Source organism: Micrococcus sp. H39-S4, assembly GCF_027158145.1.
GTDB classification, from domain to species: Bacteria; Actinomycetota; Actinomycetes; order Actinomycetales; family Micrococcaceae; genus Micrococcus; species Micrococcus luteus.
Window position 1 is genome coordinate 191,368 of record NZ_JAPVLT010000003.1, and the last position, 20,586, is coordinate 211,953.

17 protein-coding genes and 1 tRNA gene are annotated in these 20,586 nt (G+C 73.5%); 9 read left to right on the forward strand and 9 right to left on the reverse strand.

The window, feature by feature from the left end; translation table 11 throughout:
* Positions 1–97: 97 nt before the first annotated feature.
* Positions 98–1,435 (forward strand): uracil-xanthine permease family protein, encoded by a 1,338-nt coding sequence (locus O3T09_RS04715; protein WP_041103496.1) that lies wholly within the window; start codon positions 98–100, stop codon positions 1,433–1,435.
* Between the two features lie 167 nt (positions 1,436–1,602).
* On the opposite strand, the gene O3T09_RS04720 is transcribed toward O3T09_RS04715, so the two are convergent.
* The 5 genes from O3T09_RS04720 to O3T09_RS04740 form a co-directional block, all read right to left on the reverse strand.
* Positions 1,603–2,994, reverse strand: a complete 1,392-nt coding sequence (locus O3T09_RS04720) for an aspartate aminotransferase family protein (RefSeq protein ID WP_036316513.1) — start codon at positions 2,992–2,994, stop codon at positions 1,603–1,605.
* Positions 2,995–3,046: 52 nt separating this feature from the next.
* Positions 3,047–3,952 (reverse strand): hypothetical protein, encoded by a 906-nt coding sequence (locus O3T09_RS04725; RefSeq protein ID WP_041103495.1) that lies wholly within the window; start codon positions 3,950–3,952, stop codon positions 3,047–3,049.
* Between the two features lie 83 nt (positions 3,953–4,035).
* The gene (locus O3T09_RS04730; RefSeq protein ID WP_002858216.1) at positions 4,036–4,761 is read right to left on the reverse strand and encodes a dienelactone hydrolase family protein; all 726 of its coding nucleotides are present in this window, start codon (positions 4,759–4,761) and stop codon (positions 4,036–4,038) included.
* A 72-nt stretch (positions 4,762–4,833) separates the two neighbouring features.
* Complete coding sequence (locus O3T09_RS04735; RefSeq protein ID WP_041103494.1) at positions 4,834–5,385, reverse strand: YceI family protein; 552 nt, start codon at positions 5,383–5,385, stop codon at positions 4,834–4,836.
* 296 nt (positions 5,386–5,681) lie between these two features.
* Positions 5,682–6,962 (reverse strand): Glu/Leu/Phe/Val family dehydrogenase, encoded by a 1,281-nt coding sequence (locus O3T09_RS04740; RefSeq protein ID WP_041103493.1) that lies wholly within the window; start codon positions 6,960–6,962, stop codon positions 5,682–5,684.
* A 344-nt stretch (positions 6,963–7,306) separates the two neighbouring features.
* Here O3T09_RS04740 and O3T09_RS04745 point away from each other — a divergent pair, with 344 nt between their 5' ends.
* The gene (locus O3T09_RS04745) at positions 7,307–8,272 is read left to right on the forward strand and encodes an HpcH/HpaI aldolase/citrate lyase family protein (protein WP_052520044.1); all 966 of its coding nucleotides are present in this window, start codon (positions 7,307–7,309) and stop codon (positions 8,270–8,272) included.
* A gap of 111 nt (positions 8,273–8,383) precedes the next feature.
* Here O3T09_RS04745 and tctA read toward each other — a convergent pair whose 3' ends face one another.
* From tctA to O3T09_RS04760, 3 genes are read right to left on the reverse strand one after another with little or no spacing between them, the layout of a single operon-like run.
* Positions 8,384–9,889, reverse strand: coding sequence for a tripartite tricarboxylate transporter permease TctA (gene tctA / locus O3T09_RS04750; protein ID WP_041103492.1), 1,506 nt, complete (start codon positions 9,887–9,889; stop codon positions 8,384–8,386).
* A 1-nt stretch (position 9,890) separates the two neighbouring features.
* Complete coding sequence (locus O3T09_RS04755; protein ID WP_041103491.1) at positions 9,891–10,451, reverse strand: tripartite tricarboxylate transporter TctB family protein; 561 nt, start codon at positions 10,449–10,451, stop codon at positions 9,891–9,893.
* Positions 10,448–11,455: a tripartite tricarboxylate transporter substrate binding protein gene (locus tag O3T09_RS04760; RefSeq protein ID WP_269295404.1), complete on the reverse strand. Its 1,008-nt coding sequence runs from the start codon at positions 11,453–11,455 to the stop codon at positions 10,448–10,450. Before O3T09_RS04760 ends, O3T09_RS04755 begins: the two co-directional genes overlap by 4 nt.
* 176 nt (positions 11,456–11,631) lie before the next feature.
* On the opposite strand from O3T09_RS04760, the gene O3T09_RS04765 reads away from it, so the two are divergent.
* Positions 11,632–11,982, forward strand: coding sequence for a universal stress protein (locus O3T09_RS04765; protein ID WP_098093919.1), 351 nt, complete (start codon positions 11,632–11,634; stop codon positions 11,980–11,982).
* A gap of 175 nt (positions 11,983–12,157) precedes the next feature.
* Here O3T09_RS04765 and O3T09_RS04770 read toward each other — a convergent pair.
* A tRNA-Leu gene (locus O3T09_RS04770) sits at positions 12,158–12,241 on the reverse strand.
* Between the two features lie 249 nt (positions 12,242–12,490).
* Between O3T09_RS04770 and O3T09_RS04775 the strand changes: the two genes are divergently transcribed.
* The 6 genes from O3T09_RS04775 to O3T09_RS04800 are packed head-to-tail and all read left to right on the forward strand — an operon-like array spanning position 12,491 to position 20,586.
* Positions 12,491–13,408: an FhaA domain-containing protein gene (locus O3T09_RS04775; protein ID WP_061873127.1), complete on the forward strand. Its 918-nt coding sequence runs from the start codon at positions 12,491–12,493 to the stop codon at positions 13,406–13,408.
* Positions 13,405–13,965, forward strand: coding sequence for an FHA domain-containing protein FhaB/FipA (locus O3T09_RS04780; RefSeq protein ID WP_010079714.1), 561 nt, complete (start codon positions 13,405–13,407; stop codon positions 13,963–13,965). The genes O3T09_RS04775 and O3T09_RS04780 overlap by 4 nt, the downstream gene beginning before the upstream one ends.
* Positions 13,966–13,968: 3 nt before the next feature.
* Positions 13,969–15,684, forward strand: coding sequence for a PP2C family protein-serine/threonine phosphatase (locus tag O3T09_RS04785; protein WP_012750687.1), 1,716 nt, complete (start codon positions 13,969–13,971; stop codon positions 15,682–15,684).
* Complete coding sequence (locus O3T09_RS04790; protein WP_012750686.1) at positions 15,681–17,105, forward strand: FtsW/RodA/SpoVE family cell cycle protein; 1,425 nt, start codon at positions 15,681–15,683, stop codon at positions 17,103–17,105. The genes O3T09_RS04785 and O3T09_RS04790 overlap by 4 nt, the downstream gene beginning before the upstream one ends.
* Positions 17,102–18,547 (forward strand): peptidoglycan D,D-transpeptidase FtsI family protein, encoded by a 1,446-nt coding sequence (locus tag O3T09_RS04795; RefSeq protein ID WP_041103481.1) that lies wholly within the window; start codon positions 17,102–17,104, stop codon positions 18,545–18,547. The genes O3T09_RS04790 and O3T09_RS04795 overlap by 4 nt, the downstream gene beginning before the upstream one ends.
* Positions 18,544–20,586: a protein kinase domain-containing protein gene (locus tag O3T09_RS04800; protein ID WP_041103479.1), complete on the forward strand. Its 2,043-nt coding sequence runs from the start codon at positions 18,544–18,546 to the stop codon at positions 20,584–20,586. The genes O3T09_RS04795 and O3T09_RS04800 overlap by 4 nt, the downstream gene beginning before the upstream one ends.

Sequence of the window (20,586 nt, forward strand, 5' to 3'; positions counted from 1 at the left end):
TACCCTAATCACCGGCGCGGAACCGGGGCTGTGCTCAGGCTTCCAGGCCCCCGAGAAACGCCCGACACCCCCATCCCCGACCCCTCGGCAGGCGGCCATGTCCCCCACCCCCACCCGGCCCTCGCGCGGCCCCGGCTGGCGCCTCCACGGCGACGGCCGCACCATCACCCCGGGCACCGTCGTCGCCCCGGACGAGCGGCTGAGCTGGCCCCGGACCGTGGGCATCGGCGTGCAGCACGTGATGGCCATGTTCGGCGCCACCGTGCTCGTGCCCGCCCTGACCGGCATGCCCGCGACGACGGCGCTGCTCTTCTCCGGCCTGGGCACCCTGCTCTTCCTGGTCATCACGGGCAACCGCCTGCCCTCGTACCTGGGCAGCTCGTTCGCGTTCATCGCACCCCTGACGGCCGCCGCCGCGATCGGCGGCACGGGGGCCGCGCTCGGCGGCATCCTGGTGACGGGCCTGCTGCTCACGGTGATCGGCGCGATCGTGCACCGCGCCGGCACCGGGTGGATCCACGCGCTCATGCCGCCGGCGGTGATGGGCACGATCGTGGCCCTGATCGGCCTCAACCTCGCCGGCGCCACGACGACGGCCATGCAGGAGGTGCCGGTCACCACGTTCGGCACGGCCCTGGCGGTGGTGCTCACGGCCGTGACGTTCCGGGGGCTCCTGGGCCGCCTGTCCATCCTCGTGGGCATCGTGGTGGGCTACGTGCTGGCCCTCGCGCAGGGCCAGGTGGACTTCGCCGCCGTCGGGGAGGCCGCCTGGATCGGGCTGCCGCCCTTCCACGGCCCGGAGCTGCGCTGGGACCTGCTGCCCCTGTTCCTGCCCGTCGTGCTCGTGCTGGTCGCGGAGAACATCGGCCATGTCAGGACCGTCGGGCTGATGACCAAGCGCGACCTGGACCCGCTCACCGGCCGTGCCCTGATCGCGGACGGCCTGTCCACCATGCTCTCCGGCGCGGGCGGCGGCGTCGGCACCACCACGTATGCGGAGAACATCGGCGTGATGGCCAGCTCGCGCGTCTACTCGACGGCGGCGTACTGGGTGGCCGGCCTGACCGCGATCGCCCTCGCGTTCCTGCCGAAGTTCGGGGCCGCCGTCGCCACCATCCCGGCCGGGGTGGCCGGCGGCGCGGGCATCATCCTCTACGGGATGATCGGCATGATGGGCGTGCGCATCTGGGTGCAGAACCGCGTGGACTTCTCCAACACCGTGAACCTCATGACGGCGGGTGCGGGCCTGATCATCGCGATCGCCGACCCCCAGCTCGTGGTCGGCGGGCTCGTGTTCGGCGGCATCACGCTCGGCACGGTCGCCGCCCTGGTGGTGTACCACCTCATGACGGCGATCGCCCGCGCCCGCGGCACCGAGCCGGTGCCCGAGGACGAGGAGGAGTTCGAGGCCTCGGAGGCCGGCCGGCTCGGCTGACCCCGGCCCCGGGCGCCCCGCCTCGCGCATCCCCGCGCCACGCGCACTTTCGGTCGTGAGATAGGGCCAATCTCACGACCGAAAGCGCTGAGAACCCCCCTTTCACGTTCGAAAACGCGGGGTGGGCGGACTGGGGCGGGGCCGGCGGGGCTGGGGGGCGGGTCCCGTCAGCCGGCCGCGACCTCCTCGTCGGCGAGGGCGAGGACCTGGTCGAGCACGTCGAGGCCGAAGCGCAGGTCCTCGTCCGAGATGTTCAGCGGCGGGCACAGGTGGAACCGGTTCTCGGCCATGAACAGCAGCAGCCCGCGGTCCTTGGCCTCGGCCATCATCCGCCCCATCACGGGCGCGACCTGACCGAGCGGGGCCAGCCGCTCCCGGGTCTGCCGGTCCTTCACCAGCTCGACGGCCCAGAACGCGCCGGCGCCGCGCACGTCGCCCACGCTCGGGTGGGCCGCGGCGATCTCGGCCAGGCGCGGCCCGATGACCTCCTCGCCGATGCGCTTCGCGTGGGCGACCATGCCCTCCTCCTCCATCGCGGTGATCGCGGCGACGGCGGCCGCGCACGCGAGGGGGTGGCCCGAGTAGGTCAGGCCGCCGGGGTAGGGCGTGGTCGCGAAGCTCTCGTAGACGTCGTCGCTCATGGCGACGCCGCCCAACGGCACATACCCGGAGTTGACCCCCTTGGCGAACGTGACGATGTCCGGGGTGACGCCCGTCAGCTGGTGGCCGAACCACTCGCCCACGCGGCCGAAGCCGACCATGACCTCGTCGATGATCAGCAGGATCCCGTGCTCACGGCACAGCTCCTTGACGCCGGCCATGTAGCCGGGCGGCGGCAGGAAGATGCCCGCGGTGCCGGGGACGGCCTCGAGGATCACGGCGGCCACGGTGGAGGGGCCCTCGAGCTCGATCACGTCGCGCAGGTGGGCCAGCGCGCGCTCGGCCTCCTGCTCGTCGCTCTCCGAGCCGAACGCGGAGCGGTACGTGTACGCGGGCTGGAAGTGCACGACGCCGTCGGACGCCGAGTCCGAGCCCACGCGCCGCAGGGAGCCGGTCAGGTTCGCCGTCAGGCGCGTGGCGCCGTGGTACGAGAGGTACGCGGAGAGCACCTTGTGCCGGCCCGTGTGCAGGCGTGCCATCCGCACCGCGTGCTCGTTGGCCTCCGCGCCCGCGTTCGTGAAGAACACGTGGTTGATGGACTCCGGCAGCCGCTCCGTGATCAGCCGGGCCGCCTCGGACCGGGCGTCGTTGACGTGCTGCGGGGCCACGGTGGCGAGCGTCTCGGCCTGCTCCCGGATCGCGGCCACGATCTTCGGGTGGCGGTGGCCGACGTTCGTGAAGACGAGCTGCCCGCTGAAGTCGACCATGGGCCGACCCTCGCCGTCCCACACCCACGACCCCTCGGCGTCGAGGATGGTCATGGGTGTGAGGTCGCGCTGCGCGCTCCACGAGTGGAACACGTGCGCGCGGTCGAGCTCGTGGGCGCGGCGGCCGCGCTCGATGGCCTCGTCGCTGATCCGGGGGTCCCGGCGGCCGACGTGCTGCTGATGCTCGGACATGCGCCCTCCTTGAGTGTGATGCGGCTCATTCCGAGCATAGGCGCGCCCGCCCTCAGCGCGAGCTGGCGCCCCGCCGCCCGCGCGCCACCCCCACGAACGCCTGCACGAGCTCCGAGTCGGCCGCCTTGAGCCAGGCCAGGGCGACGTCCCAGCCGGGGTGGCGGGCGTCGTCGCCGCCGTGGCCCGCGGGATCCGCCCCGTCGACGACGGCGGCGCCCGCCTCCGCCTCGGACCGCGCCTGCTCGTCCGCGAGCGCGGACCGCGTGGCGGCGGCCTCGCGGTCGGCGCGGGACAGGCCCACCGTGTCGTCGAGGGTGGAGGCCAGCGGCAGCACGATCACGTCCTTGCGGCCGAACATGCGGACCACGGACATCGGCAGCACGACGTGGCCGGCGCCGGACGCGGCGATCTCCAGGGCCATCCGCTCGCCCGCGCCGGGCAGCTCGGCGGCGTCCATCGGCTCCGCGCTGGGGACCGGGGCGAAGCGGGCGGGATCCAGCTCCTCGTCCGGGTCGAGCTCGGCGGGCGGCACCGGGCCGTCCGCGTCCACGTCCCACGCGGCGAGCAGGTGGTCCCTGCCCACGCACACCACCGGCAGCTCGGAGTACACGCCCACGAGGTGCACGTGCCGCGGGTCGACGCCGCCGGCGCGCAGGAACTCCTCGGCGGACACGTCGCGTCGGCGCCGCACGTAGCCCAGCTGCGGCAGGAAGTGGCGGGGCTGACCGGCGTCGTCGTGGGCGAGGTGGGCCAGCTGGGCCGCGTCGTCGTGGTTGACGAGCTGCACCGTGCGCTGGCGCGTGGTGAACCGCTCCACCCACGTGGACGGCGTGGCCCCGGGGATGGTGGCCAGGAAGAGGGTCTCGGGCGGGACGGGCAGGTCGGCCGGCGGCGCGGGCGCGGGACGACGCCGGCCCTCACCCCCGGCACGGCCCGCGGGCTTCACGCCCTTGGCCACGCCACGCCCGCCGGAGCGGGTGGATCGGGCGGGGCCGCCCCTGCTCGCGCGGGACTTCCCGCCCCGGCCGCCACGGGAGCCGCTCAGCGGACCTTCTCCTTCAGGAAGGAGACCGCGCGATCCCAGGCGAGGGCCGCGGCCTCGGGCCGGTGGTTGCCCTGGGGGTTCTCGTCGTTGTGGAAGGCGTGCGGGGCGTCGTAGTAGAAGTACTCGACGTCGGCCCCGGACTCCTCACGGATCTGCTGCTCCTGCCGCCGCGCGTCCTCGACGGGGAAGGAGTCGTCCTGTTCGGCGTAGTGGCCCTGGACGGCGGCGGTGACGCCGGAGAAGTCGCCGGGCACGCCCTGGCCCACGCCGTAGAAGGGCACGGCGGCGGAGACCTTGTCGCCCTGCTGTGCCGCGAGGGCGAGTACGAAGCCGCCGCCCATGCAGAAGCCGATCGCCCCCACGGTCTGCGAGGTCACCTCGTCCCGGGCGAGGAGCCAGTCGACGGCGCCGGCCAGCTGGCGGGCGCCCTCCTCGGCGGGCAGGTTCTGCATCATCTCGCCGGCCTCGTCACCGTCGTGGGCGATCCAGCCGCCGTAGAGGTCCGGGGCGAGCGCGACGAAGCCGAGGTCGGCGAGGCGGTCGCACACGTCCTTGATGTGGTCCACCAGGCCCCACCACTCCTGGATCACGATCACGCCGGGGCCCTTCCCGGAGGCGGGCAGCGCGAGGTAGCCGTGGCCCGTCCGGTCGCCGTCCTGGCCGGCGTCCTTCGTGGGCAGGTCGAACGTGACGTTCTGGTGCGGGGTCTTCGAAGCCATCATGGGCCCCACCCTATGAGGAGACCGGGCCCCTCATCGAGGGACCCGGTCTCGACGCGCGAGGTCGACTCAGGCTCAGGCCTGGGCGTCGGCCTCGGACAGCACGAAGGCGGCGCCGATCTCGAGCTTCACCTTGTCCGAGACCAGGACGCCGCCGGCCTCGGTGGCGGCGTTCCAGGTCAGACCGAAGTCCTTGCGGGAGATCTCGCCGGTGGCCTCGAAGCCCACGCGGGTCGCGCCGAAGGGATCCTTGTCCTGGCCGCCGAACTCGGCCTCGAGCTCCACGGTCCGGGTGACGCCGTGCAGCGTCAGCTCGCCGACCAGGGTGAACTCCTCGGGCTCGCCGCGGACCTCGGTGGAGCGGAAGGTCATGGTGGGGAACTGCTCCACGTCGAAGAAGTCGGCGGAGCGCAGGTGGGCGTCGCGACCCTCGTTCTTGGTGCTGATGGAGGCGACGTCGACGGTCACCTCGACGGAGGACTGGGTGAACTCCTCGGCGATGACGAGCTGGCCCTCCACGGCGTGGAAGGTGCCGCGGACCTTGGAGATGCCGGCGTGGCGGACGACGAAGTCGACGTCCGAGTGCGCGGCGTCCAGGTTCCAGGTGCCGGGGGTGATGGCGCGCATGGGGTGCTCCTTTTCAGCGGGTCTGTCTGGTGTGTCCGGGGTGGGCCGCCACGGCGGGCGGCGCCTCGGCCTCCGAACTTGTTTCAAATTCAAACATCATCCGGGCGGGTTGTCCACGCCTGATCGTCAAAATTCGAAATAGAGACGGACGTCACGGGCCGTGGGGGCACATCAGGCCGAGCCCACCCACGCCGACGGCCCGGAACCTCCGGGGGTTCCGGGCCGTCGGCGCGGGGTCAGGCGGCGGGGCCGCGCTCGGGCGGCCGGACGGGGTCAGGCGGCGGGGCCGCCCCCCGTCACGGGTAGAGGCCGCGGGTGCGGTGGGCCTCGGCCACGCGCTGCACGGCGGTCAGGGTGGCGGCCTCGCGCAGGCTCACGCGGCGGCTCTCGGAGGTGGCCAGCACGGCCTGCCACGCGGCGACCATGCGCTGCTTCAGGCGCTCGTCCACCTCCTCGCGGCTCCACCAGTAGGCCTGGTTCGCCTGGACCCACTCGAAGTAGGAGACGATCACGCCGCCGGCGTTGGCCAGGATGTCCGGGACGACCAGGACGCCCTTCTCGGAGAGGATGCGGTCGGCCTCGCCCGTGGTGGGGCCGTTGGCGCCCTCCACGACCAGCCGGGCGCGCACGCGCGGGGCGTTCTCCTCGGTCAGCACGGACTGCACGGCGGCCGGGACCACGAGGTCCACGTCCATCTCGAGCAGTTCGTCCGCGTCCATGGGCTCGGTGCCGGGGGTGTCCTTCACGGAGCCGGTGTCCCAGAGCTGCTTCTGCAGGGCGTCGTAGTGCAGGCCCTCGTCGTCGCGCACGGCGCCGTACTGGTCGGACACGGCCACGACCTTCACGCCGGCCGCCTCGAGCAGCTCGACCGTGCCGGCGCCGACCTTGCCGAAGCCCTGGACCGCCGCCGTCGCCTGCGACGGCTCGATGCCGAGGTGCTCGAGCGCGGCGAGCGCCACGTGGACCACGCCCGCCGAGGTGGCGGAGGCGCGGCCCAGCGAGCCGCCGAGCGCGACGGGCTTGCCGGTGACCACGCCGAGCGTGGTGTGGCCGACGTTCACCGAGTAGGTGTCCATCATCCAGGCCATGGTCTGCTCGTCCGTGCCCACGTCCGGGGCGGGGATGTCCACCTCGGGGCCGATGATCGGCTGGATCTCGGAGGTGTAGCGGCGGGTGACGCGCTCGAGCTCGGCCTTCGAGTACTGGCGCGGGTCGATGGTCACCCCGCCCTTGGCGCCGCCGTAGGGCACGTCCAGCAGGGCGCACTTCCAGGTCATCCACATGGCCAGTGCGCGGACCTCGTCCAGGTCCACGTCCAGGCTGAAGCGCACGCCGCCCTTGGCCGGGCCGCGGGAGAAGTTGTGCTGCACGCGGTAGCCGCGGAGCACCTCGGTGGAGCCGTCGTCGCGGCGCAGGGGGATGGAGACGGCCATCTCGCGGCGGGGGGCGGCGAGCATCTGGTGCAGGCCCTCGTCGTAGCCGAGCGTCTTCACGGCGGCGGAGAGCTGGGCCAGGGCGTTGTCGAGCGGGGAGGACGGGGCCGTCACGGCCTCGTCCTCGGCGGGGATCCTCGTCATTGAGCGTCCTCGTGGTCCGGTGGGAAGGGATGTGTCGCGGCCCGACCGACGCGCGGAGTGCCGCGCCCCATTGCGCGGCCGACGTCGTCCGGACCCCGATGAACGCTACGCGCTCCCCGGTCACCCGTCACCCCCGCTGAGCCGAGATCCGCGACCGCCCGGGTGACGCCGGACACAGCGGCGTGTACTGTGCTGTGGACGCGCCGCACACCCGCGGCGCCCTTCGGCGTCGAACCGACGCCGCTCGCTCAGGGCCCACCTGGTCCGGCCCCCGGCCGTCCGCCGCGCGAGGCACCCCGCCCGCGACGTCGGCCCGACGCCCCAGCCCCGTGAAGGAGCCCCTCATGACCGTGACCCTGCCCGCCGCGATCACCCCCTCCCCCGCGTTCCAGCCCGTGCCCGGCCAGCGCATCGACCCGGAGCTCGCCCGCTCCTGGCTGCTGGTCAACGCCGCCCAGCCCGAACGGTTCCAGCCCGCCGAGGACTCGGCCGCGGACATCGTCATCCTCGACATCGAGGACGCCGTGGCCCCCAAGGACAAGGACCAGGCCCGCGGGGACGCCGTCGCCTGGCTGACCTCCGGGCACACCGGCTGGGTGCGGCTCAACGGCTACGGCTCGCGGTGGTGGGAGCAGGACGTCGAGGCGCTCGCCGCGGCCCTGCCCGCGCACCTGGGCGGGCCGGTCGCCGAGGGCGGCCTGGCCGGCGTCGTGCTGGCGATGGTGGAGTCCACGGACCACGTGAACGAGACCGCCCGGCGGCTGCCCGGGGTGCCCGTCGTGGCGCTCGTGGAGACGGCGCGCGGGCTGCAGCGGATCGACTCGATCGCCGCCGCGAAGGGCACGTTCCGGCTGGCCTTCGGGATCGGCGACTTCCGCCGTGACACCGGCCTGGGCGAGTCGCCGATGGCGCTGGCGTACACGCGGTCCCAGTTCACGATCGCGGCGAAGGCCACGGGGCTGCCGGGCGCGATCGACGGGCCCACCGTGGGCTCCACCGGCGTGAAGCTCGCCGAGGCGACGGCGGTGACCGCGGAGTTCGGCATGACCGGCAAGCTGTGCCTCGCGCCGGAGCAGTGCGCGGCCGTGAACGAGGGGCTCAGCCCGTCCCAGGAGGAGCTGGCGTGGGCCCACGAGTTCCTCGCGGACTTCGAGGCCGACGGCGGCGAGATCCGCAACGGCTCCGACCTGCCCCGCAAGGCGCGCGCGGAGAAGATCCTCGGGCTGGCCACCGCGTTCGGGGTGCGCTCCACGCGGTACCCGGACCAGGACAACGCGATCACGGCGCCGTCGGACACGTACCACTACTGAGCGGGGCCGCCGCCCACCAGAAACGCGGGTTGAGTTGTCACGGGTGCGGAGGCCGCACACCGGTGACAACTCAACCCGCGTTGCCTCGGGGGGTGCGGATCCCGCCTCCGCTCACACGTCCTGGCGCGTCCGGCGCACGACGGCGGCCCGCACGGAGAACGCCAGCACGATCGCCAGGATCCCGTAGATCACCCACGTGATGGGGGTGGAGACGAGCACGGCCGGGTCGCCCACCGAGCTGAGCAGGGCGTCGCGCAGGCTGGTCTCCGCGAGCGGGCCGAGCACCATGCCGATCATCAGCGGCGCCAGCGGGTAGCCGTACCGCCGCATCAGGAAGCCCAGCACGCCGATCCCCAGGAGCATCAGCAGGTCGAACACCGCGCCCGTGGTGGCGTAGATGCCCAGCCCGCAGAACAGCGTGATCCCCGCGTAGAGGTAGTGCTTCGGGATCAGCAGGAGCTTGGCCCACAGCTGCGCGAACGGCAGGTTGATCGCCAGCAGCACGATCATCGCGATGAAGAAGCTCGCCAGCAGCGCCCACACGAGGTCCGGGCTGCGGTCGAACAGCAGGGGGCCGGGCTGCAGCCCGTACTGGCGGAACGCCGCCAGCATGATGGCCGCCGTCGCGGAGACGGGCAGGCCGAGCGTAAGCAGGGCGCCCATCGCCATGCCGGTGGTCGAGTTGCCCGCCGCCTCGGGGGCCGCCAGCCCGCGGATCGCGCCGCGGCCGAACTGCGGATGCGCTCGGCGTCGGTCCAGGCGCCGCTCGACCGAGTACGCCAGGAACGTCGGCACCTCGGAGCCACCCACCGGCACGATGCCGAACGGCAGGCCGATCGCCGTGCCGCGCAGCCACGCAGGGGCGGCCTCGCGGAACTCGGCGCCCGAGAGCCACGGCCGGCCGGTGCGGCGGATGCGCAGGTCCTCGTGCTCGCGGCGCACCCGGGAGGCCACGTGGAACACCTCGCCGAGCGCGAGGATCGCCACCGTGACGGTCACCAGCGGGATGCCGTCGAACAGCTGCGGCGAGCCCATCGTGAAGCGCTCGGTGCCGGTCACCGCATCGATCCCGACGACGGCGATGCCCAGTCCCAGCACCAGGGAGGCCAGGCCGCGCAGCACCGAGTCGGCGACCACCGAGGAGGTGGCCACGAACGCGAAGAGCGCGAGCGCGAAGTACTCCGCGGGCCCGAAGCTCGTGGAGAACTCCGCCAGGACGGGGGCGAGGAACACGACGCACACCGAGGCCACCATGCCGCCGATGAAGGCGCCGAGCGCCGCCGTCGCCAGGGCCTGGGCCGCCCGGCCGTCCTGGGCCATGCGGTGGCCCTCGAACGTGGAGGCGATGGCCGAGGCCTGGCCGGGGGTGTTCATGAGGATGGCCATGGTGGAGTCGCCGAAGAGGCCGCCGAAGTACACGCCGGAGAACATGATGAACGCGGCGGTGGGCTCGAGGGCGAAGGTCATGGGCAGCAGCAGGGCCACGGCCATCGAGGAGCCCAGTCCAGGCATCACGCCGACCGCGGTGCCGAGCAGACAGCCCAGCACCACCCAGAGCAGGTTCATGGGGGTGAGGGCTCCGGCGAAGCCCTCCATGAGGAGTCCGAGGGTCTCCATGTCAGAAGCCACCTCCCAGGATGCCCGAGGGCAGGGTCAGGCCCAGGGCCACCGCGAAGCCGAGGTAGGCCAGCGAGGAGACGAACAGGGCGACGAGGATGTCGAACACGGGGTGCGGGGCGCCGAACGCCCGCGTGATGCACCAGAACAGCAGCGCCCCGGCGAGGATCCACCCGAGCCAGGGCAGCAGGACGGCGAACGCGAGGAAGCCGAGGAAGCACCAGGCCAGCGCGCCGAAGTCCGAGTGGAACAGGGTCAGCGGGCCGGCCACCTGGCCGACCTCGCCGTCCGCGTCGGCCTGCCCCTCGGGGGCCTGGCGCACGCGCACGACCTCCACCGCGAGCGCGGCGGCGATCACGAGACCTGTGACCGCGAGGATCAGCGGGAAGAAGTCCGGGCCGGGGAAGTCGGCGCCGTCGGTGTCCATGGTCAGGGACCCCAGCAGCAGGTAGAGGCTGAACGCGGCCAGCACGGCCGGCATGACGAGTCCGGAGAGCCCGGCGGCGCGTCCCCAGCGGGAGGGGGCGTCGGCGGCGGGGGAGACGGTGGATGCCTGGCTCACTTGACCTCCTCCGTCAGCGTGCCGATGCGCTCCTTCTCGGCGGCGATGAACTCCTCGAGTTCGGTGCCGGAGAGGGGCACGGGGTTCCAGTAGTTGCGCTGCACCGCCTCCTTCCACTCGGGGGTGTCGACCGCCTCGGCGATGAGGGCCTCGAGCTCGGTGCGCTCCTCCGCGGAGATGCCCGGCGGCGCGAACAGGGCGCGCCAGTTGGTGAGCGTGACGTCGTAGCCCTGGGAGCGCAGGGTCGGGATCTCCTCGACGCCGGCCAGCGGCTCGGCCGCCACCACGCCGAGGGCGCGCAGTCGGCCGGCCTGGACCTGCGGGTAGATGTCCGCGAAGCCGCCGGCGGAGGCCTGGGCGGTGCCGTTGAGCAGGGCCTGGATGGCCTCGCCGCCGCCGTCGGACGGGATGTAGGTGGTGTCCGCGACCGGCACGTCGGCCGTTCGGGCGATGTCCGCCATGACGAGCTGGTCGAAGGAGCCGCCGCCGGTCCACGCCACGTGGGCGGGATCGGCGCGCCAGGCGGTCACCAGGTCGTCCATGCTCTGGTACGGCGAGTCCGCCGGGACCACCACGAGGCTGTACTCCTCGACGACGCGGCTGACCGCGGTGACCTGGGAGAGCTCGGGGCCGGTGCCACGGGCCGCGTGGGCGGCGATCTGGCCGGTGCCGCCCACCATGAGGTTGTTCGCGTCCTCGAGCGTGGTCAGCTGACCGAGGGCGATGTTGCCGCCGGCGCCGGGGATGTTGACCACCTGGACGTTGTTCACGAGCCCGTTGACGCGCATGGTCTGCTGCAGCTCGCGCTGGAACGAGTCCCAGCCGCCGCCGGCGGCCGCGGGGGCGATGAGGGTCAGGTTGGTGCGGATGTCGTTGCCTCCCGAAGCCGAGCGGATGGAGAAGGCGGAGGCCGCGAGCACGGTGAGCACCGCGATCACGCTGAAGACGATCCGGCCGACCCCCGTGCGTCGGCGCGGGGGGCCGTCGGGGGAGGTGGAGGGCATGGCGGTTCCTAACAGAGACACCCCGCCGCCAGGGAGTGGCGCCGGGGACAGGTGCGAGTGGTGGAGGTCACGGTAACAGCGCGGCGGGGCGGCGTGCACTCTGCGTCCGCAGAGTGACCGACGACAACCGGTCCGGGTGGTGACGGGGGCCGCGTCCATGACGCACAGTGGTCCCCATGACGATCATCAGCACCGGAACCAGCACCCCCGAGAGCGCCGCGGCCTGGCGGGCCGCCCTGGCCGAGGCGGCCCTGCGCGGGGAGGACGTGGTCTGGTTCTCCCTCGACGGGACCGAGCCGGACGAGGCGGAGGCACGCGAAGCCGGCGTCGACGTGTCCGTGGCACACGCCCAGGAGCGCGGCCGGGACGCCGTCGGCGACCTGCTCGAGCACGCCGAGCGTGTGGGCGCGAGCCGGATCGTGGTGGGCGTGAAGCACCGCTCCCCCGTGGGCAAGCTGCTGCTGGGATCGGCCGCGCAGCAGATCATCCTCGAGGCGCGCGTCCCGGTGGTGTGCGTCAAGCCGTGAGGGCCGGCGTCGGGCGGGCGGCCCCGCGCCCGGACCACCCTGCGGCGTTTGGGGGCGGTTTCGGGCGGTATTCGGCGTGGATACCGCCTGAAACCGCCCCCAACCGGTGAGTGGGGACCAGCCCGGGAACGCCGAAGGCCCCGGAACCACACGGTTCCGGGGCCTTCGTCCTCGGTGCGCGAGGGGGGACTTGAACCCCCACGTCCTTGCGAACACTGGCACCTGAAGCCAGCGCGTCTACCAATTCCGCCACTCGCGCGAGCGGCTTCCTGCTCTCGGCTCCGGGCATCCGGCGACCGTCACAGGCAGCGAGGAATACTCTAACCCCCGCCCGCCCGGGCGTGCAAATCGGCCCCGACGCCCACCCCCGCGTCCCCGCCACGCCGGCAGCTCGCCCCTCCGGCACCTCTCCCACCCGCGCTCCACCCCGCAGAATCCCGCTGTTCTCGGCGGTCTCCCAGCCCGGCCCGTAGTATCGGGACGGACAACTGTGGAAAGGGGCCCCGTCGTGGGACTTCTGGACAACCTCGAACGCGGCCTGGAGCGGGCCGTGCGCTCGGCCTTCTCGGCCGGCGGTCCGCGGGCGGTCAAGCCGGTGGAGATCGCCTCGGCCCTGCGACAGGCGATGGACGACGAGTCGTTCGCGCTGTCCGAGGGCCACACGGTCGCGCCCAACAGCTACGTGGTCCACTTCTCCCCCGCCGACTTCGAGCGCGCCCGCTCGTGGGGGTCCACCCTCGCCAGCGAGCTGTGCGACGAGGTCATCCGCCACGCCGACTCCCAGGGCTATGCGCTGCCCGGCACGGTCCGGGTCGCCTTCCACCCGGACGCGGACGTGCGCGCCGGGGACCTGCGCGTCGTCACCCGCCTGGACGACGGCTCGCTCACCGCCCCGGCCCCCCACGACGACGGCGCCTCGCCCGCCACCGCCCACGGCCCGGGAGCCTCGGCCGCGGCGCCGGACCGACTGGTCGAGGACCTGCCGGCGGCCGCGCCCCGCAAGCCCTCCCCCGCCCCGCGCGTCGGGCCCCGTCCGGCGCCCCGCCGGGCCGCCGCCTCGACCGCGCCCGCCGCCCCCGCCCACGCCGACCAGCCGACCGTCGTGATGGGCCGCCCCGTGACCGGGCCCGCCGGCCCGGCCCTCGAGCTGGACGGCCGCATGCTCCCCCTGGACGGGGACGACCTCATCCTCGGCCGCTCGGCCGAGCGTGCCGACCTCGTGATCCCGGACTCCTCGGTGTCCCGCGAACACCTGCGCCTGCTCACCGTCGGCTCCACGGTCACGCTCCTGGACCTGGGCAGTCGCAACGGCGTGCTCGTCAACGGCCGCCGCGTGGACGGCTCCGTCACCCTGCGCGACGGGGACGTGGTGACCGTCGGCCAGACCGAGCTGCTGTTCTTCGGCGGGACGGGGGGCCGCGCATGAGCGAGCTCGCCGTCGCCGTGCTCCGCATGGGCCTGCTGCTGGCCCTGTGGGTGCTGATCATCTCCATCGTCATGGCGCAGGGCCGCGACCTCGTGGTCGGCCGACGCAACAAGACACGCCTCCAGCAGGCCCAGCGCGACGCCGGCCTGGTCACCGCGGTGCCCGCGGCCGGGGCCGCCGGGGCGGGCTCGTCCGCGGTCGACCGCCCCGCGCCCGCGTCGACGCCGTCCCCCGCCGCGTCCGCGCCGACGACGCCGGCCCCGCGGCTGTCCCGGACTCTGCGGGTGGTCGAGGGCCCGAAGGCCGGGCAGACCATCGCCCTGGAGGGCCGTCCCCTGCTGATGGGCCGCGCCCAGGACGCCGACCTGGTGCTCGTGGACGACTACGCCTCCGGCCGCCACGCCCGGCTGTTCCCCCAGGGCACCCGCTGGTTCCTCGAGGACCTCGGCTCCACGAACGGCACCTACGTCAACGGCGCCCCCGTCACCCGCGCGGTGCCCGTGGGCCCCGGCACGGCCATCCGCATCGGCAAGACCGTCATGGAGCTCGAGGCCTGACCCATGACCCTCGTCCTCCGCTACGCCGCCCGCTCCGACGTCGGCCGCGTCCGTGCCAAGAACGACGACTCCGCCTACGTGGGCCGTCATCTGGTCGTGCTCGCGGACGGCATGGGCGGGCACGTGGGCGGCGACGTGGCAAGCGCGTCCACGGTGCTGGACCTGGCCCCGCTGGATGCGGTGGGCTACGAGGACCCGGCCACGGTGCTGCCGGACGAGATCCAGAACGCCAACCTGATCCTCAACGAGCTGGTGCACGCCAACCCCAAGCTCGCCGGCATGGGCACCACGTGCACCGCCGCCCTGCTCGCGGGGACCACGCTGCACATCGCGCACATCGGCGACTCCCGTGCCTACCGGCTCGCGAACGGCGAGTTCTCCCAGGTCACCACGGACCACACGTTCGTGCAGAAGCTCGTGGACGAGGGGCGTCTCGAGGCCGGGGAGGCCCCGTTCCATCCGAACAAGAACGTGCTCATGCGCGTGCTCGGCGACGTGGACGCCTCCCCCGAGCTGGACGTGTTCGAGGTGCCCGTCGCCCCCGGAGAGCGCTGGCTGTTCTGCTCGGACGGCCTCACGGACGTGGTCTCCCCCGAGAAGATCCACGAGGTGCTGCGGGACTCGGAGGCTCTCAACCAGGCCGTCGACACCCTCGTGGACCTGACCCTCAAGGGCGGCGCCCCGGACAACGTCACCGTGGTGGCGTTCGAGATCGCGGAGGGCACGGCGGAGGAGCTGGCCCCCGTCCCGGACGTCCACCTGTCCGAGCAGGCCCTCGCCGCGGCCCACCCGCCCGAGGTCGGCCCGGTCTCCGGCCTGCTGCTGCGCGAGGACCTGGACGCACGACCCCACCTGCTCGTCGGCGCGGCCTCCAACGCTGTGAGGACCGATCGCATCCCCGTGGTCACCCGCAGCTCCACGCGCCGCCGCGCCGCTGCCCTGCTCGGCGAGACGCCCGTGCCGGAGAACCGTCCCCGGCGCACCGCGGCCGTCCTCACGGACGGGCCGGATCCCGACGTCGCCGCGCGCCCGGACCCGTCCGCCCCGCCCGCCGCGCCGCGCGGCACCGCGGCCGCCGTCGGCTCCTCCTCCGCCGCCACACCGGCCGCCACCGCTGCCGACCAGCCGTCCGACGAGGCCGCCGAGGCGTCGGCCACGGCCCCCACCCCGGCCCCGGCGACCTCCGGGCCCGCCGGCGGCTCCGAGGCCAGGGCCGCGCGTCGGCGGCGTGGGAAGGACGACCGCCCGGTGCAGTACCGTCGCGGCTGGTTCATCCCCGTATTCACCACGCTGCTCGCCCTCACCCTCGCGGCCGTGGCCGTGTGGGGCTACCTGTGGACCCAGACGCAGTACTACGTGGGGGCCAACGACGGCCGGATCGCCGTGTTCAAGGGCGTCTCCCAGCGGCTGGGCCCGCTCGAGCTGTCCCACGTGGACCGCCAGACCGACCTCCCGGTGGACGCGCTGCCCGCGTACGCACGCGACCGCGTGAACGCCGGCATGGCCGCCCGGGACGTGGACCACGCGGAGCAGATCGTCGCCGAGCTGCGCGACTCGCTGCACCCGAACGCCCCCGCCCCCGCCGGTGAGCCCTCCGAGCGGGCCCGGCCGAGCGCGACGCCGTCGTCGTCCTCCGCCCGCCCCTCGGACGCGTCCGGCTCCGCCGCGCCGACGAGCCCGGCATCGTCCCCGAGCGCGACGGGAGGTGAGGCCCCGTGACCGAGGTGATCTCCCCCGCACGCCCGCGCCGGAACATCGAACTGGTCCTACTGCTGGCCGCCCTGGCCATCGCCCTGGGGGCGGACCTGCTGGGCATGATCGGCACGGACGCCCCGCTGGACTCCACCGCCTGGGTGCCGCTGGGCATCTTCGGCGCGGCCACCCTCGTGCTGCACGTGGTCCTGCGGCTGCGGGCCCCCTACGCGGACCCGTTCATGCTGCCGATCACCGCCCTGCTCAACGGGCTGGGCCTGGCCATGATCCACCGGCTGAGCCAGGACGCCGCGATGGCCAACCCCACCTCGCAGCTCGTGTGGTCCGTCCTGGCCGTCCTGGTGGCCTCCGCCCTGGTGTTCCTGGTGCGCGACCACCGGGTGCTGCGGCGCTGGCCGTACCTGTTCCTCGCCGCGTCCGGCGTGCTGCTGCTCCTGCCGCTCGTGCCCGGGCTGGGCCTGAGCATGTACGGGGCGCGGATCTGGATCGACGTCGGCTTCGGCACCTTCCAGCCCGGCGAGATCGCCAAGATCACGCTGGCCATCTTCTTCGCCGGCTACCTCTCCGCGAACCGCGACCTGATCCTGCTGGCCGGCCGCCGCGTGGGCCCGGTGACCTTCCCCCGAGCCCGGGACCTCGGCCCGTTGCTGGCCGGCTGGCTCCTGGCGCTCGGCGTGCTCGTGTTCCAGCGCGACCTGGGCTCGGCCCTGCTGTTCTTCGGCATGTTCATGGCGATGCTCTACATCGCCACGTCCCGCGCCTCCTGGATCCTCCTCGGCCTGGGCCTGATCGCCTTCGGCGCGGCGCTGGCGTTCCTGTTCATGCCGCACGTGACCGCCCGGTTCGAGATCTGGCTGAGGGCCTTCGACCCCGAGATCTACCATCGCGACTTCGGCGGCTCCTACCAGGTCGTCCAGGGCCTGTTCGCGATGGCCTCGGGCGGGCTGATGGGCACCGGCCTGGGCGCGGGCAACCCCACCCAGGTGCCGCTGTCCTTCTCGGACATGATCCTCACGGCCATCGGCGAGGAGCTCGGCTTCGTGGGCCTGGCCGCCGTGCTCGTCCTGTACTTCCTGCTCGTCACCCGCATGATGCGCGCCGCCCTCGGCGTGCGCGACGCGTTCGGCAAGGTGCTCGCCTCCGGCCTGGCCTTCACCATGGCGTGGCAGGTGTTCGTGGTGATGGGCGGTGTGACCCTCGTGCTGCCGCTCACCGGCCTCACGACGCCGTTCCTCGCCGCCGGCGGCTCGTCGCTGCTGGCCAACTGGATCATCGTGGGGCTCGTGCTGCGCATCTCGAACGCCGCCCGCCGTCCCGCGGTCGTGGACGGGATGGTCAACGCGTCCGGGCCCGGCGCCGGCCACCTCGACCCCGGCACGGCGCTCCCGGCGGCCGCTGTGCCCCCGGGAGGAGGTGAGGAGCGGTGAACGAGGCGATCCGACGCACGTGGACCGTCATGGCGGCCATGATCCTGGTGCTCGCGCTGGCTGCGTCCGTCATCCAGGTGCTGGCCGCGGACCAGCTCAAGACGCACGCCCTGAACTCGCGGCAGATGTTCCTGGAGTTCGGCGCCCCGCGCGGGCCGATCCTCGTGGACGGCGAGCCGATCGCCGAGTCCGTCCCCTCCGACGACGCGTACCACTACCAGCGCGTCTACCACGAGCCCGAGCTGTACGCCCCGCTCACGGGCTTCTATTCGCTCACCTACGGCACCGCCGGGCTGGAGGCGGCCATGAACGAGCAGCTCTCCGGCACCCCCACGTCCCAGTTCGTGGACCGCGCCATGGAGATCATCACGGGTGCCACGCCCGAGGGCGACCAGGTGGAGCTGACGATCGACCCCGAGCTGCAGCGTCTGGCGTACGACGCGCTCCCGGACGGCGTGCGCGCCTCCGCCGTGGTCACGGACCCGACGACGGGCGAGATCCTGGCCATGGTGTCGAAGCCGAGCTTCGACCCCAACGCGCTCTCCTCGCACAACCCGGCCGAGGCGCAGGCGGCGATGGCCGCGATCGATCAGATCCCCGGTGCCAGCGCGTACCGCAACCGCGCCTCGGAGCAGCTCGTGTCCCCCGGCTCCACGTTCAAGCTCATCGACGCGGTGGCCATGCTCGAGTCCGGTGACTACACCCCGGACGGGACGGTGGACATCCCCGCCGCGTGGACGCTGCCCGGCACGACCACGGAGCTGCCCAACTACGACAGCTCACCGTGCAACACCGTGGGGCGTCAGACCCTCACATGGGCGCTGGCACAGTCCTGCAACACCCCGTTCGCCATGGCCGCCGTCGAGCTGGGCCAGGACCGGATCCGGGAGGCCGCCGAGCGGTTCGGCTTCAACGACTCCTTCGAATACCCGCTGCCCGTGACCGCCTCCGTGTTCCCCTCCGACCTGGACGACGCCGCGCTGGCGCAGTCCTCGATCGGCCAGCGGGACGTGCAGGCCACCGCGCTGCAGATGGCCATGGTGGCCGCCGGCATCGCGAACGACGGCGTGGTCATGGAGCCGCAGCTGATCAAGGCGGTCCGCCGTTCGGACCTCACCACGGTGCAGGAGTTCAGCCCCCGTGAGCGCGGCCGGGCCACGACCCCCGAGGTGGCCGGGCAGGTCTCGGACATGATGGTCTCGGCGGTGGAGGACGGCATCCTGGGATCCGTGCAGTCGGACACGGTGCGGATCGCGGCGAAGTCGGGCACGGCCGAGGTCGGGGACACGGGCAACGTGCACTCCTGGATCACCGGCTTCGACGCGAGCGAGAACCCCCGGGCGGCCGTGACGATCGTGGTGGAGGACGAGCCGCCGGGGGTTGGACATCAGACAGTCGTCAGTGGCATGAAGGCAATCATGGAAGCGGTGGTCACGGAATGAGGCCGACATCGGGCATCACCCTCGGCGGCAGGTACCAGTTGACCGATCGCATCGCGATCGGCGGCATGGGCGAGGTGTGGAAGGCGCGGGACAAGGTCCTGGGCCGGATCACCGCCGTGAAGATCCTCAAGGAGGAGTACACGGGTGACCCCAACTTCCTGCGCCGCTTCCGGGCGGAGGCCCAGCACACCGCGCTGCTGAACCACCCCGGCGTCGCCAACGTCTACGACTACGGCGAGGAGAAGGGCTCCGCCTACCTCGTCATGGAGCTCGTGCCCGGCCAGCCGCTGTCCTCCATCCTCGAGAAGGAGAAGGTGCTCTCCCCCGAGCGGACCCTGGGGATCATCGCGCAGACGGCGGCCGCGCTCTCGGCGGCCCACGCCCAGGGGCTCGTGCATCGCGACGTCAAGCCCGGCAACCTCATGATCACGCCCACCGGCCGGGTGAAGGTGACGGACTTCGGCATCGCGCGCCTGGCGGACCAGGTCCCGCTCACGGCCACCGGCCAGGTGATGGGCACCGCCCAGTACCTCGCGCCCGAGCAGGCCACGGGGCAGCAGGCCACCGGCTCCTCCGACCTCTACTCGCTGGGCATCATCGGCTACGAGGCCCTCGCCGGGCATCGCCCGTTCACGGGCGAGTCCCAGATCGCGATCGCCCTCGCCCAGGTCAACGACACCCCGCCGCCCCTGCCGGACACCGTCCCGGCCCCGGTGCGCGCCCTGATCATGTGCATGCTCTCGAAGGACCCCAAGGAGCGGCCCTCGGACGCGACCGCGCTCTCGGAGGCCGCCGACGCGCTGCGTCGCAAGGACACCCGCGGCGCTGTGGAGGCCGTGCCCGGCCTGGCCGCCTTCCTCGAGGAGCAGGGCGTGGCCGACCCCTCGGGCGCCGAGACCGCCCCCCTGGACTACGACGGCATGCGCACCACCCATCCCCGCGCCGAGGGCACCCGGACGGACGGCTTCCCCGCCACCGCGGCGCTGCCGGTGACCGCGGCCCAGCCCCGCACCGACGACGACGCCCGCGGCCCCGGCGCCGCCGGTGCGGCGGCCGGTGCGGCCGGCGCCGCCGCGAGCACAAGCACGCGCGACCACGAGATCGCCGCCGTGCGCGACCAGCAGACCCGCCCGGGCGACGTCGTGGACCCGGGCCCGCCCGCCGGGGGCGGCTCCGCACCCGCCCGCCGGCGACGCGCCAACCGCTGGCCGCTGTGGGCGCTGCTCGGGCTCGTGGTGTTCGCCCTGCTGGGGGCCCTGCTGTGGCCGCTGCTCACGGGTGGCCGCGGCGTCGGCGGCTCGGCGCCGGCGACCTCGCAGGAGGAGTCGTCCGTGCACGTGGACCCGGAGGCGTACAAGGGTCGCCCCGTGAGCGAGGTGCGCACCGAGCTCGAGGGCCTCGGCCTGGCGGTGCGCGAGGAGGACCGCGACGCGCAGAGCCCGCAGGGCACCGTCGAGGAGATCAACCCCGTGGGGGCGCTGCGGCGCGGTGAGACCGTCACGCTGGCCGTCTCCACCGGGGAGGGCGTCATCCCGGAGGGCCTCGTGGGCCAGCCCGTGGAGAGCGCGATCCAGACGCTGCGCGACCGCGGCTTCACCGTGGACCGGGTGGACGACCCGTCCGCCGACGGCGCCGACGGCGAGGTGGTGCGCGTGGTGCCCGGCGAGGGCGAGCGACACCGCTACGACACGCACGTGCAGCTGATCGTGGCCACCGGCGGGTCCGACGCCGCGCCGACCCGCGAGGCGTCCCAGCCCGCCTCGGAGCCGGAGCCCAGCGCGTCGGAGGAGCCGAGCACCGGGCCGAGCCCGTCGGCCTCGGACGAGCCCAGCCCGTCCCCCACCGCCGAATCCCCGACAGCCACCGCCGACCCGGAGCCCACGCCGGAGCCGTCCGAGGAGCCGACGACGCCCACGGCGGATCCGACGACGGAGTCCTCCGGCGAGTCCACGGCGCCGACGGGCGAGCCCACCACCGACCCGTCCGCCGACGCGCGTGGCGCGGGGGCCTCCTCCGCCGACGCCACGCCCTCCGCCTGA

Excerpts from the sequence above, each read along its gene's own strand:
- O3T09_RS04715 (WP_041103496.1), top strand. The coding sequence starts at position 98 with ATGTCCCCCACCCCCACCCGGCCCTCGCGCGGCCCCGGCTGGCGCCTC.
- O3T09_RS04720 (WP_036316513.1), bottom strand. The coding sequence starts at position 2,994 with ATGTCCGAGCATCAGCAGCACGTCGGCCGCCGGGACCCCCGGATCAGC.
- O3T09_RS04730 (WP_002858216.1), bottom strand. The coding sequence starts at position 4,761 with ATGATGGCTTCGAAGACCCCGCACCAGAACGTCACGTTCGACCTGCCC.
- O3T09_RS04735 (WP_041103494.1), bottom strand. The coding sequence starts at position 5,385 with ATGCGCGCCATCACCCCCGGCACCTGGAACCTGGACGCCGCGCACTCG.
- O3T09_RS04740 (WP_041103493.1), bottom strand. The coding sequence starts at position 6,962 with ATGACGAGGATCCCCGCCGAGGACGAGGCCGTGACGGCCCCGTCCTCC.
- O3T09_RS04745 (WP_052520044.1), top strand. The coding sequence starts at position 7,307 with ATGACCGTGACCCTGCCCGCCGCGATCACCCCCTCCCCCGCGTTCCAG.
- tctA (WP_041103492.1), bottom strand. The coding sequence starts at position 9,889 with ATGGAGACCCTCGGACTCCTCATGGAGGGCTTCGCCGGAGCCCTCACC.
- O3T09_RS04760 (WP_269295404.1), bottom strand. The coding sequence starts at position 11,455 with ATGCCCTCCACCTCCCCCGACGGCCCCCCGCGCCGACGCACGGGGGTC.
- O3T09_RS04765 (WP_098093919.1), top strand. The coding sequence starts at position 11,632 with ATGACGATCATCAGCACCGGAACCAGCACCCCCGAGAGCGCCGCGGCC.
- O3T09_RS04780 (WP_010079714.1), top strand. The coding sequence starts at position 13,405 with ATGAGCGAGCTCGCCGTCGCCGTGCTCCGCATGGGCCTGCTGCTGGCC.
- O3T09_RS04785 (WP_012750687.1), top strand. The coding sequence starts at position 13,969 with ATGACCCTCGTCCTCCGCTACGCCGCCCGCTCCGACGTCGGCCGCGTC.
- O3T09_RS04800 (WP_041103479.1), top strand. The coding sequence starts at position 18,544 with ATGAGGCCGACATCGGGCATCACCCTCGGCGGCAGGTACCAGTTGACC.